The sequence below is a fragment of the Neisseria sp. P0019.S002 genome (assembly GCF_051957155.1).
GTDB lineage: Bacteria > Pseudomonadota > Gammaproteobacteria > Burkholderiales > Neisseriaceae > Neisseria > Neisseria perflava.
On record NZ_JBQCWS010000002.1, the window covers coordinates 375,027 to 391,302 of the forward strand.

Consider the following 16,276-nt stretch of genomic DNA (forward strand, 5'->3'; position numbering starts at 1 on the left):
TGTAACGGTAAAATAAGCAGGATAGATAGGTATTTCCTGCTTTTTTGTAGTGGCTTGTAGTTTAACAAATTTGAACAGGTTTTGGGAGATGGCGTGGGCGGTTTTGTTTAAGAAATGTATGCAAAATGCAATAGAAACGGTTGATTATCATCAAGTTTCTGTAAAAAAGGGGGTATGACACCGATGTCTGCTGTGTTATCCTATGTAACATTATTGAAATCTTGTCGGGACGGTTCCGTAAGATGGCTACAATTTATGATGTCGCTGCTTATGCCGGGGTATCTCCCAAGACGGTCAGCCGGGTGATTAACGGCGATGCGCCGGTCAGTGATAAAACCCGTTCCAAAGTAGAAACAGCGATTGCTGCTTTGGGCTATATCCCGTCTTCTGCGGCGCGGATTATGCGGTCACACCGTTCCGGATTGGTCGGTCTGATTACCGGCGCTATTTCGCGGACGGGCGAGAATACGGGCGGGCACGGCATACCGGATATGTTCTTGATTAAGGGCATTCAGCAGAAGATTCGCGCACAAGGCAAGATTTTGATGATTGCTGACATCGACAATAAGCCAGGTCAGCCCGGTCAGATGGAGCCGCTGATCCGTACCTTTATGGAGCATCGTGCCGAGGGGATTTTATATGTGGCAGGTTTCCATCAGGAAGTATTGCTGCCGGAAGTGCCCAACCGTTGCCCGATGGTGTTGGTCAACTGTTTTGATTTGGCAGGTACGCCGTCGGTTTTGCCGGATGACGAAGCAGGGCAGTATGGCTTGGTGCGCCGGATTATCCAAAGCGGACACAAACGGATTGCTTATGTGACTTTGCAGCCGGGCGTGGAAGCGACGAGATTGAGATTGGCCGGATACCGCCGTGCTTTGGCTGATGCGGATATTGTCTTCGATCCTGATTTGGTGCAAACTGGCTATCCTGACTTCAGCAACGACAGCGGGTCTTTGATTTCGGCTATTTTGAAGCTGCTGTCTTTGCCGCTTCCGCCGACGGTAATTTGTTGCGGTAATGATGAAATGGCAGTGCGCGTGTACGGGATTTTGAGGACGCGCGGCGTACGGGTTCCCGAGCAAGTCTCCGTTGCCGGCTACGATAATCACAGTGCGATTGCGGAAACGCTGTTTCCGCCGTTGACCAGCACCGAGCTGCCGTATCTGCGTATGGGTGCGATGGCGGCGGATTTGCTGTTTCGACATATTGAACACCCGGCCGGTGCGGTTCAGCCAGTCAAGGTCGTTGGGGAAACCATCTGGCGTCAGTCTGTGATTAATAAATAGTTTCAGACGGCCTGAAAATAATAAGCTTTAAACAACACAAACACACATCAAAATAAGATTCATGTAAACGGTCAAAATAAAGGCCGTCTGAAAACGGAGTTGCTTCAGTAAAAAGGGCAGCCCAAATACAATAAAAGCGTCATACCGCTGAAATTGGAGTTTGTTGTTTCCATAGTTTATTACCCAGGAGTAGCCTTCCTATGAAAATCTCCCCACAAGTGGCGATGACACTTCGCCAGATTATGCTGATGAACTTCGGTTTCTTCGGTATTCAATATAGCTTCGGGTTGCAGCAAACTGCGATTAATCCGATTTTCAGCTTTCTTCATGCCGACCCGAGCCAGTTGCCGATTTTGAATATGGCAGGTCCGATTACCGGTTTGCTGGTGCAGCCGATGATTGGTGCGATGAGTGACCGCACTTGGGTGCCGGGATTAGGTCGCCGCCGCCCGTATTTCTTGATTGGCGCCATCGGTTGCAGCCTCTGTCTCTTTATCTATCCGCACGTTACCGCATTATGGGTGGCTGTATTGCTGCTGTGGCTCTTGGACATCAGCAACAACACGGCAATGGAACCTTTCCGTGCCTTTATTGCCGATACCGTTCCTGAACACCAGCAATCCACCGGTTTCTTGATGCAGTCTGTGTTTACCGGTTTGGGTATTACCCTGGCCAACGTTTCCCTCTACATCTTCCAACAAATCGGCTGGTTGCAACAAACTTCCGAAGCGGGCATTCCGTATTGGGTATTCGGTTCGTTTTATATTGGTGCGGTCTGCTCCATCGGTTCGGTTTTGGTTACCGTTTTATCAACGGCCGAACGCGAGCCCAGCCCTGAAGAAATGGCGGCCATTAAAGCCCAGCCGAGCGGTCCGGCCCATGCCGTTAAAGATATTATCGTTGCTGTCCGCGAAATGCCGACTGCCCTATGGCAACTGGCCTTGGTGTATCTCTTCCAATGGTACGCACTCTTCATCTACTGGCAATATATTTCCCACAGTATCGTCCAATCCGTTTGGGATTCGACTGTTGAAAATACCGAAGCATATAGTCAAGCGGTTGCATGGACCGGTTTGGTAAACGGTTTTTACAACGTGGTAACCTTTATCTCCGCCTTCGGCCTGATGTGGATGGCGCGCAAATACGCCGCCAAATATGTTCACGCCTTTGCCGTAACCCTTGCCGCGCTGGCCTTGCTCACCATTCCTCATATCGGCAATAAATACCTGATGTTTGCGCCGATGATTGGTTTCGGTGTCGGTTGGGCAAGTATGATGGGCGTGCCGTTTATGATTGTGGTCGGTTCTATTCCGAAAGAACGTTACGGCGTGTACATGGGTATTGTGAACATGATGATTGTGATTCCAATGTTGATTGAAACCGTATCTTTCGGCTGGGTGTACAAAACCTTCTTGAGTTCAAACCCTGCCAACGCGATGACTTTTGCCGGTGTTTCCCTGGCCATTGCCGCCGCGTTGACCTTAACCATTAAAACTGCGGCCAAACCGGCTACTGCAGAATAACGAAGTTTTGATTTAAAACCAAAATGAAAAGGCCGTCTGAAACATGAAATGGTTTCAGATGGCCTTTTTTGTCGAAACGGATTTCATTTGCAGACCTGATTCGGTAAGCCTTATTGTCGTTGCACTACCGTTCATCACTCAAATTGGCTATGACTACCGATTTTGCTTTACAATATCCTTCTTTAATTTATTTCGTTTTACCATCCTGATGACAGAACACATTTCCGCTCCAAGCCCATCTCCTGTCGGCGAAGACTACCTGCTGTTAGGTCAATATGCCGAACGCGCCTATCTCGAATACGCCATGAGCGTGGTCAAAGGCCGCGCGCTGCCTGAAGTTTCAGACGGCCAAAAGCCTGTACAACGACGTATTTTGTTTGCCATGCGCGATATGGGTTTGACGGCGGGAGCGAAGCCGGTGAAATCGGCGCGCGTGGTTGGCGAGATTTTGGGTAAATACCACCCGCATGGCGACAGTTCTGCCTATGAAGCGATGGTCCGCATGGCGCAGGATTTTACCTTGCGCTATCCCTTAATCGACGGCATCGGCAACTTTGGTTCGCGTGACGGCGACGGGGCGGCGGCGATGCGTTACACCGAAGCGCGGCTGACGCCGATTGCGGAATTGCTGTTGTCCGAAATCAATCAGGGGACGGTGGATTTCGTTCCTAACTACGACGGCGCGTTTGACGAACCGCTGCACCTGCCCGCCCGCCTGCCTATGGTGTTGCTCAACGGCGCGTCGGGCATCGCGGTGGGTATGGCGACCGAGATTCCGTCGCACAATTTGAACGAAGTCACGCAGGCGGCGATTGCACTGTTGAAGAAACCGACGCTGGAAACCGCCGACCTGATGCAATATATTCCCGCCCCCGACTTTGCAGGTGGTGGTCAAATCATCACGCCGGCGGACGAATTGCGCCGGATTTACGAAACCGGCAAGGGCAGCGTGCGCGTGCGTGCGCGTTATGAAATCGAGAAATTGGCGCGCGGACAATGGCGCGTGATTGTGACCGAGCTGCCGCCGAACGCCAACTCCGCCAAAATCCTTGCCGAAATCGAAGAACAAACCAACCCGAAACCGAAAGCGGGCAAAAAGCAGCTCAACCAAGACCAGCTCAATACCAAAAAGCTGATGTTGGATTTAATCGACCGCGTGCGCGACGAGTCCGACGGCGAACATCCCGTGCGTCTGGTGTTCGAGCCGAAATCCAGCCGCATCGATACCGATACCTTCATCAACACGCTGATGGCGCAGACTTCTCTGGAAGGCAATGTGTCCATGAACTTGGTAATGATGGGTTTGGACAACCGCCCTGCGCAGAAAAACCTGAAAACGATTTTGCAGGAATGGTTGGATTTCCGCGTCGTGACCGTAACACGCCGTCTGAAATTCCGTTTGAACCAAGTGGAAAAACGTCTGCACATCCTTGAAGGCCGTCTGAAAGTCTTTCTGCACATTGACGAAGTGATTAAAGTCATTCGTGAATCAGACGACCCGAAGGCCGATTTGATGGCGGCGTTCGGGCTGACCGAAATCCAAGCCGAAGACATTTTGGAAATCCGCCTGCGTCAGTTGGCGCGTTTGGAAGGGTTTAAACTCGAAAAAGAATTGAACGAGTTGCGCGAAGAACAAGGTCGTCTGAATATCCTTTTGGGTGACGAAAACGAAAAACGCAAGCTGATTATCAAAGAGATGCAGGCGGACATGAAGCAGTTTGGCGATGCGCGTCGCACGCTGGTGGAAGAAGCCGGACGTGCCGTGCTGACGCAAACTACCGCCGATGAGCCGATCACGCTGATTCTGTCGGAAAAAGGCTGGATACGCAGCCGTGCTGGACACAACCTTGATTTGAGCCAAACCGCGTTCAAAGAAGGCGACCGTCTCAAACAAACCCTCGAAGGCCGCACGGTTTTGCCCGTCGTCATCCTGGATTCATTGGGCAGAACCTATACGCTTGATGCCGCCGAAATCCCTGGCGGACGCGGCGACGGCGTGCCGGTTTCATCCTTAATCGAGTTACAAAACGGCGCGAAACCCGTCGCCATGCTCACCGGCCAGCCAGAACAGCATTACTTGCTCTCAGGCAACGGCGGCTACGGTTTTATCACCAAGTTGGCCGATATGGTCGGACGCGTGAAAGCGGGTAAATTGGTCATGACCGTGGACAGTGGCGAAACCGTCCTGCCTCCGGTTGCCGTCTATGCTTCTTCACTGATCAATCCCGACTGCAAAGTCGTACTGGCCAGCAGCGACCACCGTCTCTTGGCGTTTTCCATCGGCGAACTCAAAGTCATGCCTAAAGGCCGCGGTTTGCAGCTGATGTCGTTGGCTGAGGGTGCATCTTTGGAACACATTATGGTGACGACCTCTCCTGAGTTTACCGTTGTATCGGTCGGCCGACGCGGTGCAGAACATCAGGAAAAACTGCGTATTGCCGATATTGACGGCAAACGCGGTAAAAAAGGCAAAGTATTGGAAATCTCAGGCCGTCTGAAAAGTTTGTCCTGAAACAAGAACAAATATATCTAAATAAATTAAATTTATACGACATTGCATGATAATAAAAAAAGGTTCACTTATGAACAGAGCCAATCTTCAAGAACTGGGTAATCTGAGGGAGCGGATTCCCGGTGTAATCAACATTGCCCGAATAGCCATCGTCTTACCGCTTTTGGTTTTGCACGCTTTCGGCAGCTACACGGGCGGCAACCTGATTGGCGTTTCGTTGCCGGACGTTGAGTTTTATATCTGGGTAACGCTGTATTTCTTCCTGATTATGCTCTCCGTGTTCCGCCCGGGCTGGCAGTGGCAGTCTTTGGATTTGCCCAATGCCAGCGCCGTGGTCGACATCACCATGATGATGGTTTTGGTGTATATCTCCGGCGGTACGGCTTCCGGTTTCGGGATTTTGGTTTTGCCGTTTGTCGCCACGTCGTGTCTGCTCAGTTATGGCCATTACCCCATGCTGTATGCAGGTTATACGGCAATGTTGTTTATTTTGAACCTGTTTTTAGACGGCAGCATGCGTTTCGATTCGTTTAATTGGGACGCGAAATCAATGGTGAATTCTTTGATGCTGATCGGTGCAGGCTATCTGGTGGCGATGCTGACATCGTTTGCCGCCCGTTATTTGGAGCAGGCCACAGAGTCCGCCAGCCGCCATCAACTTGCCTACCGCCGTATCAGCGGCTTGAACCATTTGGTTTTGAACCGCGTACAGGAAGCGGTTGTGGTGATTGATGCGACCCAACGCGTGTGGCTGTTTAACAAACAGGCAAAAATCTATTTCCCCAGCCTGATTATCGATCAGCAGGAAATCGTGTTTGGCGAACTGGTGGCACGCTGGCAGCGCCAACCCGACAAACCTTTTGAAACCGATATCCATATTTTCCAACACGCCATGCACGTCCGTGCCGTTCCGCTGATTCAGGAGCAGACCGAGCTGCTGATGTTGTACGTCCGCTCATTGCGTGAAGTGGCTGCGGAGGCCATGTCCACCAAGCTGACTTCGCTCGGACAGTTGACTGCCAACCTTGCCCACGAAATCCGCAACCCGATGTCTGCCATCCGCCATGCCAGCGATTTGTTGCAAGAGGGCGATGAGGCAGATCCGCTCAAGGCCAAGCTCTATAACATCATCGATAGCAATATCCAACGCATCGACAAGATGTTGGAAGACGTATCCCTGCTTAACAAACGAGACAACATCAGCCGCCAGCCGATTAATCTGATGAAATTCTGGTTGGAGTTCAAGCAGGAATTTACCTTGAACAATCCCGATGCCATCGGCTGTCTGCGCATGAATATGGACGGCAACAACCTGACCGTATTGGTCGACCCCATGCACTTGCAGCAAGTGATGTGGAACTTGTGCAACAATGCTTGGCGACACAGCCGTCAGGACGAAAACGCCATTACCGTCCTGATCCGCCCCAGCGGCAGGATGCATATTTCCATCGTCGTGGCGGACAACGGCAAAGGCGTGCCGCCGGATGTGCGAAACCATCTGTTCGAGCCGTTTTACACCACCGAAAAACAAGGCACCGGCTTGGGGCTTTACGTCGCACGCGAGTTGGCGCACGCCAATATGGGGCAGCTGCATTATCACCCTGAAATGAACGGGTTTGAACTGATTTTACCGAAGGAGCAAGCGCAGGATGAATAAATTGCAAGAGCCGGTTTTGGTTGTCGATGACGAGGCAGACATCCGCGACCTGATGGAAATGACCCTGATGAAAATGGGTCTGCGCGTCGATACTGCGGCTGGTGTTGAAGAAGCCAAAGACAAGCTGGACAACAACGATTATTCGCTGGTGTTGACTGATATGCGTATGCCCGACGGCTCCGGCCTCGAGGTGGTCCAATACATCGACGAGTTGATGCTCGACACGCCCGTCGCCGTGATTACGGCTTTCGGCAATGCCGACCAAGCCGTTGAAGCCTTGAAAGCAGGGGCGTTTGATTATCTGCAAAAACCGATTACGCTGTCGCAGTTGCGTTCATTGGTTAAATCGGCAGTATCGGTTTCAGACAATACTGCCGAACCCACGCCGTCTGAAAAAGTCAAATCGCAGCCTGCGCCTGTTTCTGCCGCCTTGTATAAACCTGAACCTCAACCGGCCAAGCCTGTCGTTACGCCTCCTAAGAGCGTACAGAGCGAATTTAACCGGCCTTTGACTGTTCCGGAAGGGCTCAATTCCTTAAAAGAGCGTTTTTCGGCTGGCAGCATCAATCCCGCTCTGCAACAAGACGCACCTATATTGGAAGGCGAGGACGATATGCCGCGCCTGTTGGGTACCTCGCCGCAAATGGTCGAAGTACGCCACCTGATTCGCAGATTGGCCCACAGCCTTGTTCCTGTTTATATTTCCGGCGAGTCCGGTACGGGTAAAGAGCAGGCGGCACGTACGATTCATGAGCTGTCCGACCGCGCAGACAAACCGTTTATTGCCGTCAACTGCGGTGCCATTCCTGAAAACCTGATGGAAAGCGAATTTTTCGGCTACAAAAAAGGCAGCTTTACCGGTGCGGATCAAGACCGTTTAGGTTTTTTCCAACACGCTGACGGCGGCACTTTGTTCCTTGACGAAGTTGCCGATTTGCCGCTTGCCATGCAGGTTAAACTCCTGCGCGCCATTCAAGAAAAAGCCGTGCGCCGTATCGGCGATGCGCGGGAAACCTCTGTGGATGTGCGCATTATTTGTGCAACCCATAAAAACCTCGAAGCTTTGGTTGAAAGCGGCGCATTCCGTCAGGACTTGTATTACCGCCTCAACGTAGTCTCCCTGCATATGCCGCCTTTGCGCGAAATGCGCGAAGACTTGGGCGCGTTGATTTTGTATCTGCTGTACAAACACCGTCACGGCAATCAAACTTATAAACTCAGCCCCAAAGCCCAAGAAGCCCTCTTACATTACAGCTATCCCGGCAACTTCCGCGAGTTGGAGAATATCCTCGAACGCGCCGTCGCACTGACGGTCGGCCAAGTGATACAAGTGGACGACTTGCAGATTCAAAACGCCCCACAGGTTAAGGCTGAACGCAGCGGCTTCTCCTTTGACGATATTGCCGAACCTGACGCACGCGAAACTACGCTCAATCACAGCCCCATTCCGCCGTTTGATCCGCGTACCATGCAGATACAGGATTACCTCGACCAAGTGGAACGCAGCATCATCGAGCAGGCCTTGCAGCAAACCCGTTACAACCGTACCCAAGCCGCCAAGCTTTTGGGCATCAGCTTCCGCTCTATGCGCTACCGCATGGAACGCTTGGACATCAATTAAAACGTTCAGACGGCCTGAGTTTTCAAGGCCGTCTGAAACATGGGCATCATGTACAAGATTTATTTTGACGAAACCGCATCTGCCGAACTTCGCAGCCTTGCCGAGCCGTTCGGGCTGACCGTTATCGACCGGCAGCCTGAAGAAGACAGTTTCCTTATCGCTGACGAAAGCGGCATCAGCTTGTGCCGCGCAGGTGAAAAAGGCCGTGTCCGCGTTGATTTTGATGGCGGTGCCTCCCATTACCGGCGTACTAAAGGCGGAGGTGAGTTGATTGCCAAAGCCGTCAACCATACTGCGCAACCGACTGTCTGGGACGCTACCGGTGGACTGGGACGCGACAGCTTCGTGCTTGCCTCGTTGGGCTTGAATGTACAAACTTTTGAACAAAATCCTGCTGTTGCCTGTCTACTTTCAGACGGCCTCAACAGGGCAGGACAAAGTGAAGAGACACGGGAGATTGCCCAGCGAATTACTTTGCACTTCGGCAATGCCGTTGATTTAATGCAGAAATTGGCCGCGCAAAAAGGCAGACCCGATGTGGTGTACCTCGACCCGATGTACCCGGAACGCCGCAAAACCGCCGCCGTGAAAAAAGAAATGGCCTATTTCCACGACTTGGTCGGCGCGGCACAAGACGAAGCCGAGTTGTTGGACGCAGCGTTGAATACCGCCAAAAAGCGCATTGTCGTCAAACGCCCACGCTTGGGCGAATTTCTTGACGGGCGCAAACCTGCTTATCAATACACAGGCAAAAGCACGCGTTTTGACGTTTACCTTCCGACAAGGCCGTCTGAAGACTAGAAGCAAATTTGCAACATATCAAAAGAAACCGCCGACGTTATCAGCGCGGCGGCAAAGTGTGCTATAAATACCTTTTCCCAAACTTCATTGGAGCAAACAATCATGGAATTAGTATTCATCCGTCACGGACAAAGCGAATGGAACGCGAAAAACCTTTTCACCGGCTGGCGCGACGTCAAGCTGAGCGAGCAAGGTTTGGCAGAAGCCGCAGCAGCAGGTAAAAAGCTGAAAGAAAAAGGCTATGAATTCGACATTGCCTTTACCTCCGTTCTGACCCGTGCCATCAAAACCTGTAACATCGTTTTGGAAGAATCCGACCAACTGTTTGTTCCACAAATCAAATCATGGCGTTTGAACGAGCGCCACTACGGCCAGCTGCAAGGTATGGATAAAAAACAAACTGCAGAAAAATACGGCGACGAGCAAGTCCACATCTGGCGCCGCAGCTACGACACCCTGCCTCCGCTGCTCGATCCTAAAGACCCTAACTCCGCCCACAACGACCGCCGCTATGCCAACTTGCCTAGCGATGTCGTACCTGATGGCGAAAACCTCAAAGTTACCCTCGAGCGCGTCCTGCCTTTCTGGGAAGACCAAATCGCTCCGGCCATCTTGAGCGGCAAACGTGTATTGGTTGCGGCACACGGCAACTCCCTGCGCGCGTTGGCCAAACACATCGAAGGCATTTCCGACGAAGACATCATGGGTTTGGAAATCCCAACCGGTCAGCCGCTGGTGTACAAATTGGATGAAAACCTGAAAGTGATTGAAAAATTCTACCTGTAAGGTAAAGGGAAAAAAGGACGTGTTGGACACGTCCTTTTTTGTACTTGTCAGTATCGAGGCCGTCTGAAAGCAGTTGATGGCGGGCGACATGAAAAAAGGACGCGTAAAGCGTCCTTTATGGAGATTAAACCCTGTATTACTGGTTTTTCTCGATGATTTCTTTGAGGTGAGGCATAGGGCTGTAACCGCTTTGGCTGCGGCCGTTAGGGAAGACCACGGTCGGTGTGCCGTTGAAGCCGAATTGTTCGCCCAATGAAGTGGTTTCCGCAACAGGGTTTTCGCAGTTTGCTTTTCCGCTTGGGAGCTTGCCTTTGCGCATCCAGTCGATCCATGCCTGAGTCGGATTAGGCTGACACCACAACAGCTCGGCTTTGCGTGCGGCATCAGGGTGCAGACTTGGAATCGGCATCATGAAGGTATAAATCGTGATGTCGGTCATTTTTTCAAACTCATGCTCCAAGCGTTTGCAGTACGGGCAGTCCGGATCGGAGAAAACGGCGACTTTCAGTTTGCCGTTGCCGCGAACTTCTTTGATGGCTTTGTCCAAAGGCAGGGAAGCGAAGTCGATTTTGTTTAAATCGGCGGCGCGTTCTTCAGTCAGGCTTTGGCGCGTGTTGACATTGATGAGGTCGCCAACGAGCATATAGTCGCCTTTGGCATCGGTATAGATGATTTGTTTGCCGCTGACGACAACTTCGTAAATGCCTTTAATCGGTGTTTCATTGACGCTCAAAACTTTCAAATCTTGGGTGGCATAGACTTTTTCCAGACGCGCTTTCAAAGAAACGGCAACGGATTTGTCGGCAGGCGCTTCCGCTTTGGCAGCCGGTGCAGGTGCCGCGTTGGCATTGGATACGGCAGGTTGACCGCATGCCAACAAAGGAAGGACGGCAAACGGTGTTAAGATTTTGATTAACTTGGTTTTCATGCGAGAGACTTGCGTGTGTTGAAATAAGGCATTGTATCAAACCTCCGTCATGTCTGCATTGTACTAAGGCTCAAATTATCGTCTGAAAATAGCTTTCGGCTGTTAAAATACGAAAAAATGATTTGATTGTTTGTATGTTCTACCACCGTATTGCCGTAAACGTGCCGCTTTCAGACGGCCTTTTGACTTATTCCCATTCCGAGCCGCTTCCTCCGGGAACGCGGGTGCTTGTGCCTTTCCGCAATAAAACCGTTGTCGGGATTGTGTGGGAAACGGATATCGCGCCCGATATGGATGCGGCGCGGATTTTGAGCGTTCAGACGGCCTTTATGGAAGAAAAGCCGTTGCCTCAAAGCTGGCGTGATTTGTTGGCATTTACGTCGCGTTATTACCACTATCCGACTGGGCAGGCAGTGTTTGCCGCACTGCCGCAGGGTTTGAAGGAAACGCGCGCGGTGGAAATGCCGCAGCCGCCGCTGTTTTACGCGCTGAACGAAGCGGGCAGGGCGCAAACGCCGCCGCCGACTCGGTTCAACAAAAAAGCGGCTTTGTGGGACGCGCTGCTGTCGGGCGGGATGACGATGGCGGCGTTGAAGCAGGTGAACGCGCAGGCGGCGAAATTAATCGAAGATTGGGCGGAACAGGGTTGGATTGAAACTGCGGAAGCGGCAAATTCCGTTTTAGAGTCGTGCAATGGACAGGCTTCGCACTCTGAATTTGTATTAAATGCCGACCAGCAGAAAGCTTCCGATGAAATTCAGACAGCCTTTGGTAAATTTCAGCCGTTTTTGCTGTACGGCATTACCGGCAGTGGCAAGACCGAAGTGTATTTTGATGCGATGGCGAAAGTGTTGGCGCAGGGGCGGCAGGTGTTGTTTCTGTTGCCTGAAATCAACCTCACGCCGCAGCTTTTGAAGCGGGTGGAAAACCGTTTTGCCGACGTGCCGACCGCCGTGTTGCACAGCCAGATGGCTGCAGGCAAGCGCACGCAGGATTATCTTCGCGCGATGTTGGGGCAGGCGAAGCTGGTGATTGGCACGCGGTTGGCGGTGTTCACGCCGACGGGTAATGTCGGGCTGATTGTGGTCGATGAGGAACACGACGGCTCGTTCAAACAGGACAACGAATTGCGCTACCACGCCCGCGATTTGGCGGTGTGGCGGGCAAAGCAGAGCGGCTGTCCCATCATATTGGGCAGTGCTACGCCCAGCTTGGAGAGTTGGCACAAGGCGCAAAGCGGCGCCTACCGCCTGTTGCAACTGACCGAACGCGCCCATGCTTCCGCGCAACTGCCGCAAGTGGAAATCCTCAATGTAGGCCGTCTGAAACTCGACAACGGCTTCTCGCCGCAAGCCTTGCAGCTTTTGAAACAGAATTTTGAGGCGGGCGGCATGTCGCTGGTGTACCTCAACCGGCGCGGCTTCGCACCCGCATTATTTTGCAGCGACTGCGGCCATACTTTCGGCTGTCCGAACTGCTCCGCTAAAATGGTGTTGCACCAACGCGCCCGTCAACTGCGCTGCCACCACTGCGACCACCGCGAACCCATCCCGTACAAATGCCCCGACTGCGGCAACCAAGATCTGACCGCCGTCGGCCACGGCACACAGCGCGTCGAAGAAACCCTGCGCGCCTTCCTGCCCAAGGCTGCCGTCGTCCGTGTTGACAGGGACAGCACTGCGCACAAAAACGACTGGGCGGATTTGTACCGCCGCATCGCCGACAACGAAATCGACATTCTGGTCGGTACGCAGATGCTCGCCAAAGGCCATGATTTCGCGCGGCTTAACCTCGTTATCGTATTGAACGCCGACGGCAGCCTGTACAGCGCGGACTTTCGCGCGCCGGAAAGGCTGTTTGCCGAGCTGATGCAGGTGTCCGGCAGGGCGGGGCGCGCCGACAAACCCGGCAAGGTGCTGATACAGACCCAACTGCCCGAACATCCCGTTTTCGCTGCTGTCAAAGCGCAGGACTACGCCGTGTTTGCCGAAAACGAATTGAACGAGCGGCAAATGTTCGCCATGCCGCCTTTCGGTTTTCAGACGGCCGTCCGTGCCGATGCGCCGCGTGTTGCTGATGCGATGGAATTTCTCAACGCCGCCAAAGAAACCCTTGCCCCGCTTTTGCCCGAAAGCGTCTCCCAGTTTGGTGCCGCCCCCATGCTGATGGTGCGCCTCGCCGAACGCGAACGTGCGCAAATTTTTCTTGAATCGACATCCCGACAAGATTTGCACCGCGCCGTGAGTTTGTGGGTGCAGGTGTTGCAGCAAAACCGCGATGGTAAAATCAGATGGTCGGTGGACGTTGATGTGCAAGAGGCTTGATTGAAATGATTCAATCAATAAGGAAATAAAAGACCGTCTGAAAATCTGTTTTTCAGACGGTCTTAAGTTTTGAAATCAGTTTAGAAGAATTTTGCAGCGATATAGCCGAGTGCAAGCAGGCTCAAAACGGCGAATACGATAGCCATTGTAAGCAGAAACTGTGTTTTCTTCCTCGCTGCAAGTGCGACCAGCTCAGGATTTTGGCCTAACTCTTCGCGTAATTGGGATTCCAATTCGGCACGGATTTTTTTGCGCAGCTTTTTCTCTTCCTGCTCACGTTCGTATTTGAGCTTGTGGGCAATTTCGGTTTGTTTTTTATGCTCGAAAGAGATTTTTTCCTGCCATTCAATGCGTTTGCGCTGGATGGCCAGCTCATTTTTTTCTGTTAAATCAAAGTGGCAGGTTTTACATTCCTGTGCGTCGAGTTCGTCGATAATCGTCATGCAGACAGGGCATTGGATAGGGTCGGGCGTGTTGACTGCCGACACAGTCTCTTCTTCAACCGCTTCCAATTCCATAGCCTGACGGACGATCACGTCCAAACCCAAATAGCTGAAGTAATGCTGCGCATTTTCGCGCTCGTCTTGGGTACATTTCTCGGCCACAATGGCTTGCGGACGCTCGACCAAGGCTTGAATCAGGCTCTCGGCTTCATTTTCGGGCAGGTTGTCATACAGGCAGGCATGGATGCGCTCCTTATCCGTGTTCGGCGGATAGGAAACGTATACGTCGAAAAATTTTTCTTGTTTGCTCATTGATATCCCATGAGTATTTCGACTGCGTCAACCAAATGGGTTTAGCCTAAGGTTTTGTTATTGTGTTTGAGCTGTCTTGGCTTATGATACGAGCCAGAACAGAGGCTGCAGTCTCAGACAGACCAAGTACGGTTTGCCTTTGTGTCGTTAATCGGCTGGACAATAATTTTTTATTTATATGGAAATATGCATGTCCAATGTTATGTCTATTGTAGAGTAAATATTCACGCCCGATATTATTATTATAAGGTAAATCTAATATTGTTTAAAATAAATTCACACAAAAGGCCGTCTGAAGATACAGACGGCCTGTTTTTTGTGGCAAAAACGGATTGTTTATACGGAGAAGGACGAACCGCAACCGCAAGTTGTCTCTGCATTTGGATTGCGGATGACGAATTGAGAACCTTGCAGGCTTTCGGTGTAGTCGATTTCTGCACCAACCAGATATTGGTAGCTCATCGGGTCAACCAAGAACGTCAGGCCGTTTTTCTGGATTTCAAAATCGTCGTCGTTTTTGATTTCATCAAAGGTAAAACCATATTGGAAGCCGGAGCAACCGCCGCCGTTGACGAATACGCGCAATTTCAAATCGGGATTGTTCTCTTCGGCGATCAGGTCGGCAACTTTGGTGCAGCAGCTGTCAGTAAAGATAATAGGGCTTTCGTCTGACATGATGTGATTCCTTTTATATGAATATTTTTACTATTGTCGCGCAAACCGTTAGTCAAGGCAAGTTTGTGCAGACAGGGTCTGCCAGCTTACATGGAGGGCATGGCAGAAATTTCAAGCACCAGTATGTCAGATTTAGATGCTTCTGCCAAACCATTCTACACGGCCGATGATGGCAACGTCGTCGGTCGGGTTTTTCAAGTCGATTTCAAAAGTAGGGTAGGCTTCGTTGGCAGAAATGACGTTGACGATGCCGCCGGGTATCAGTTGCAGGCGTTTGACCAAAAGGTTTTCGTTGAGGCGCAAAACATAGAGGCCGTCGCGCGGCGTGGTTTGGCCGTGGTTGATGAGGATGGTGTCGCCATCATTCAGCACGCCTTCCATCGAGTCGCCTTTGACTGAGATAACGGAAAGGTTTTTGATGTCACGCGTTACATAATTTTCAATCCAATAGCGTCGGAACGCCATAGCGAACATGGGCTGTTCATCGCCGACGAGCTGACCGTGTCCGGCCGCAGCTTGGATGTCGTAACGCGGTACGAAGACAAATTCGTCTATATCGACTGGATTGCCCAGTGTGTCGGTTGCTGTGGCTTTTGGGGCTTCGGAATCAGGGAAGGGGGAACCTTCTCCTGTCAAAAGCCAGTCTATGCTGCAGCCTTTAAGCTGTTTGATTTTTTTTAGCGTTTCCGATTTCGGCAGGCCGCCTTCGTTCCAAATACGGCTGAATCCGGCGATGGTCATATCGATGTCGGCGGCGATTTTAGCTTGGCGGGCTTCATCTTTCCATAAGAAAGCCAGGCGGTCTTTAAAGGTATCCATGTTTATGCCTTTATGGAGGTATGTTTTTTATATGGTTTGGATGATTTGAGTGTATTTTACCTTAGTTTTTATAAAATTGTAAGAAAAAAATTACTTCATCTAAGAAAAAGTATTGCATATTCTATTTTTTCTTAGTATTATTCGTTTTGTCTTAGATAAATCGATATTTCTAATTTTCTATTCGATTTTTCTTAGTTTAATTTTATTTGGTTTAGTTTTTCTGATTTAAACCTGTTATATGATTATGATGAGAGGTGTGAAATGACTCGTTCGCGTAAAAATACTTTTTGGGTGCTGCTGGCGTTGGTACTGGGTTTTTTTGCTCTGCCTTTCGGATCTTCGGAAGCGCATGAGGCAGACGGTAATCTGACGGCTTCGGAATGCGAACGCTTGGGCAGCTTGAGTCTGGATCAGATGGACGGCAGGCTGCTGGCGTTTGCCAAAGAATGCGATATGGTGGAAGCTACCCACGATTGGGAGCAACAGTACGGCAACTTGAATGAAGAAGAAATGCTTGCCGGCGTGGTGTATGAGTGATGTTTGTGAATGAATTGATAAAGGCCGTCTGAACAATCAAAGTTTCAGACGG

General features: G+C 51.1%; 13 protein-coding genes. 9 read left to right on the top strand and 4 right to left on the bottom strand.

The annotated features are described in order from the left end of the window. Window positions 1-242 precede the first annotated feature (242 nt). From ACTHTY_RS05165 to ACTHTY_RS05195, 7 genes are all read left to right on the top strand, one after another. Window positions 243-1,286: a LacI family DNA-binding transcriptional regulator gene (locus ACTHTY_RS05165; RefSeq protein WP_440366653.1), complete on the top strand. Its 1,044-nt coding sequence runs from the start codon at window positions 243-245 to the stop codon at window positions 1,284-1,286. Between the two features lie 200 nt (window positions 1,287-1,486). Continuing rightward, window positions 1,487-2,809 carry an MFS transporter gene (locus ACTHTY_RS05170; protein ID WP_440366654.1) on the top strand — a complete coding sequence of 441 codons (1,323 nt, stop codon included), beginning with the start codon at window positions 1,487-1,489 and terminating at the stop codon, window positions 2,807-2,809. Window positions 2,810-3,017: 208 nt separating this feature from the next. Next, window positions 3,018-5,321 carry a DNA topoisomerase IV subunit A gene (gene parC, locus ACTHTY_RS05175; RefSeq protein ID WP_440366655.1) on the top strand — a complete coding sequence of 768 codons (2,304 nt, stop codon included), beginning with the start codon at window positions 3,018-3,020 and terminating at the stop codon, window positions 5,319-5,321. 70 nt (window positions 5,322-5,391) lie between these two features. Then, on the top strand, window positions 5,392-6,978 hold the full coding sequence (locus ACTHTY_RS05180) for a two-component system sensor histidine kinase NtrB (protein ID WP_440366656.1): 1,587 nt from the start codon (window positions 5,392-5,394) through the stop codon (window positions 6,976-6,978). Continuing rightward, window positions 6,971-8,599, top strand: a complete 1,629-nt coding sequence (locus tag ACTHTY_RS05185; protein ID WP_440366657.1) for a sigma-54-dependent transcriptional regulator — start codon at window positions 6,971-6,973, stop codon at window positions 8,597-8,599. The genes ACTHTY_RS05180 and ACTHTY_RS05185 overlap by 8 nt, the downstream gene beginning before the upstream one ends. Before the next feature lie 48 nt (window positions 8,600-8,647). Further along, complete coding sequence (locus ACTHTY_RS05190; protein ID WP_440366691.1) at window positions 8,648-9,400, top strand: class I SAM-dependent methyltransferase; 753 nt, start codon at window positions 8,648-8,650, stop codon at window positions 9,398-9,400. Between the two features lie 102 nt (window positions 9,401-9,502). Further along, window positions 9,503-10,186: a 2,3-diphosphoglycerate-dependent phosphoglycerate mutase gene (locus ACTHTY_RS05195; protein ID WP_049337039.1), complete on the top strand. Its 684-nt coding sequence runs from the start codon at window positions 9,503-9,505 to the stop codon at window positions 10,184-10,186. Between the two features lie 136 nt (window positions 10,187-10,322). Here the strand turns inward: ACTHTY_RS05195 and ACTHTY_RS05200 are convergent, their stop codons facing one another. Further along, window positions 10,323-11,114 (bottom strand): DsbC family protein, encoded by a 792-nt coding sequence (locus ACTHTY_RS05200; protein WP_440366658.1) that lies wholly within the window; start codon window positions 11,112-11,114, stop codon window positions 10,323-10,325. A 134-nt stretch (window positions 11,115-11,248) separates the two neighbouring features. Here ACTHTY_RS05200 and ACTHTY_RS05205 point away from each other — a divergent pair, with 134 nt between their 5' ends. Continuing rightward, window positions 11,249-13,438: a primosomal protein N' gene (locus ACTHTY_RS05205; RefSeq protein ID WP_440366659.1), complete on the top strand. Its 2,190-nt coding sequence runs from the start codon at window positions 11,249-11,251 to the stop codon at window positions 13,436-13,438. A gap of 80 nt (window positions 13,439-13,518) precedes the next feature. On the opposite strand, the gene ACTHTY_RS05210 is transcribed toward ACTHTY_RS05205, so the two are convergent. The 3 genes from ACTHTY_RS05210 to ACTHTY_RS05220 form a co-directional block, all read right to left on the bottom strand. After that, complete coding sequence (locus tag ACTHTY_RS05210) at window positions 13,519-14,193, bottom strand: hypothetical protein (RefSeq protein ID WP_440366660.1); 675 nt, start codon at window positions 14,191-14,193, stop codon at window positions 13,519-13,521. A gap of 336 nt (window positions 14,194-14,529) precedes the next feature. Beyond that, window positions 14,530-14,868: an iron-sulfur cluster insertion protein ErpA gene (gene erpA, locus ACTHTY_RS05215; RefSeq protein WP_003680162.1), complete on the bottom strand. Its 339-nt coding sequence runs from the start codon at window positions 14,866-14,868 to the stop codon at window positions 14,530-14,532. Between the two features lie 132 nt (window positions 14,869-15,000). Then, window positions 15,001-15,687 carry a S24 family peptidase gene (locus ACTHTY_RS05220; RefSeq protein ID WP_003680158.1) on the bottom strand — a complete coding sequence of 229 codons (687 nt, stop codon included), beginning with the start codon at window positions 15,685-15,687 and terminating at the stop codon, window positions 15,001-15,003. A 261-nt stretch (window positions 15,688-15,948) separates the two neighbouring features. Between ACTHTY_RS05220 and ACTHTY_RS05225 the strand changes: the two genes are divergently transcribed. Next, entirely contained in the window at window positions 15,949-16,224 is a 276-nt protein-coding gene (locus tag ACTHTY_RS05225) for a hypothetical protein (RefSeq protein ID WP_003680156.1), read from the top strand. Window positions 16,225-16,276: the final 52 nt, after the last annotated feature.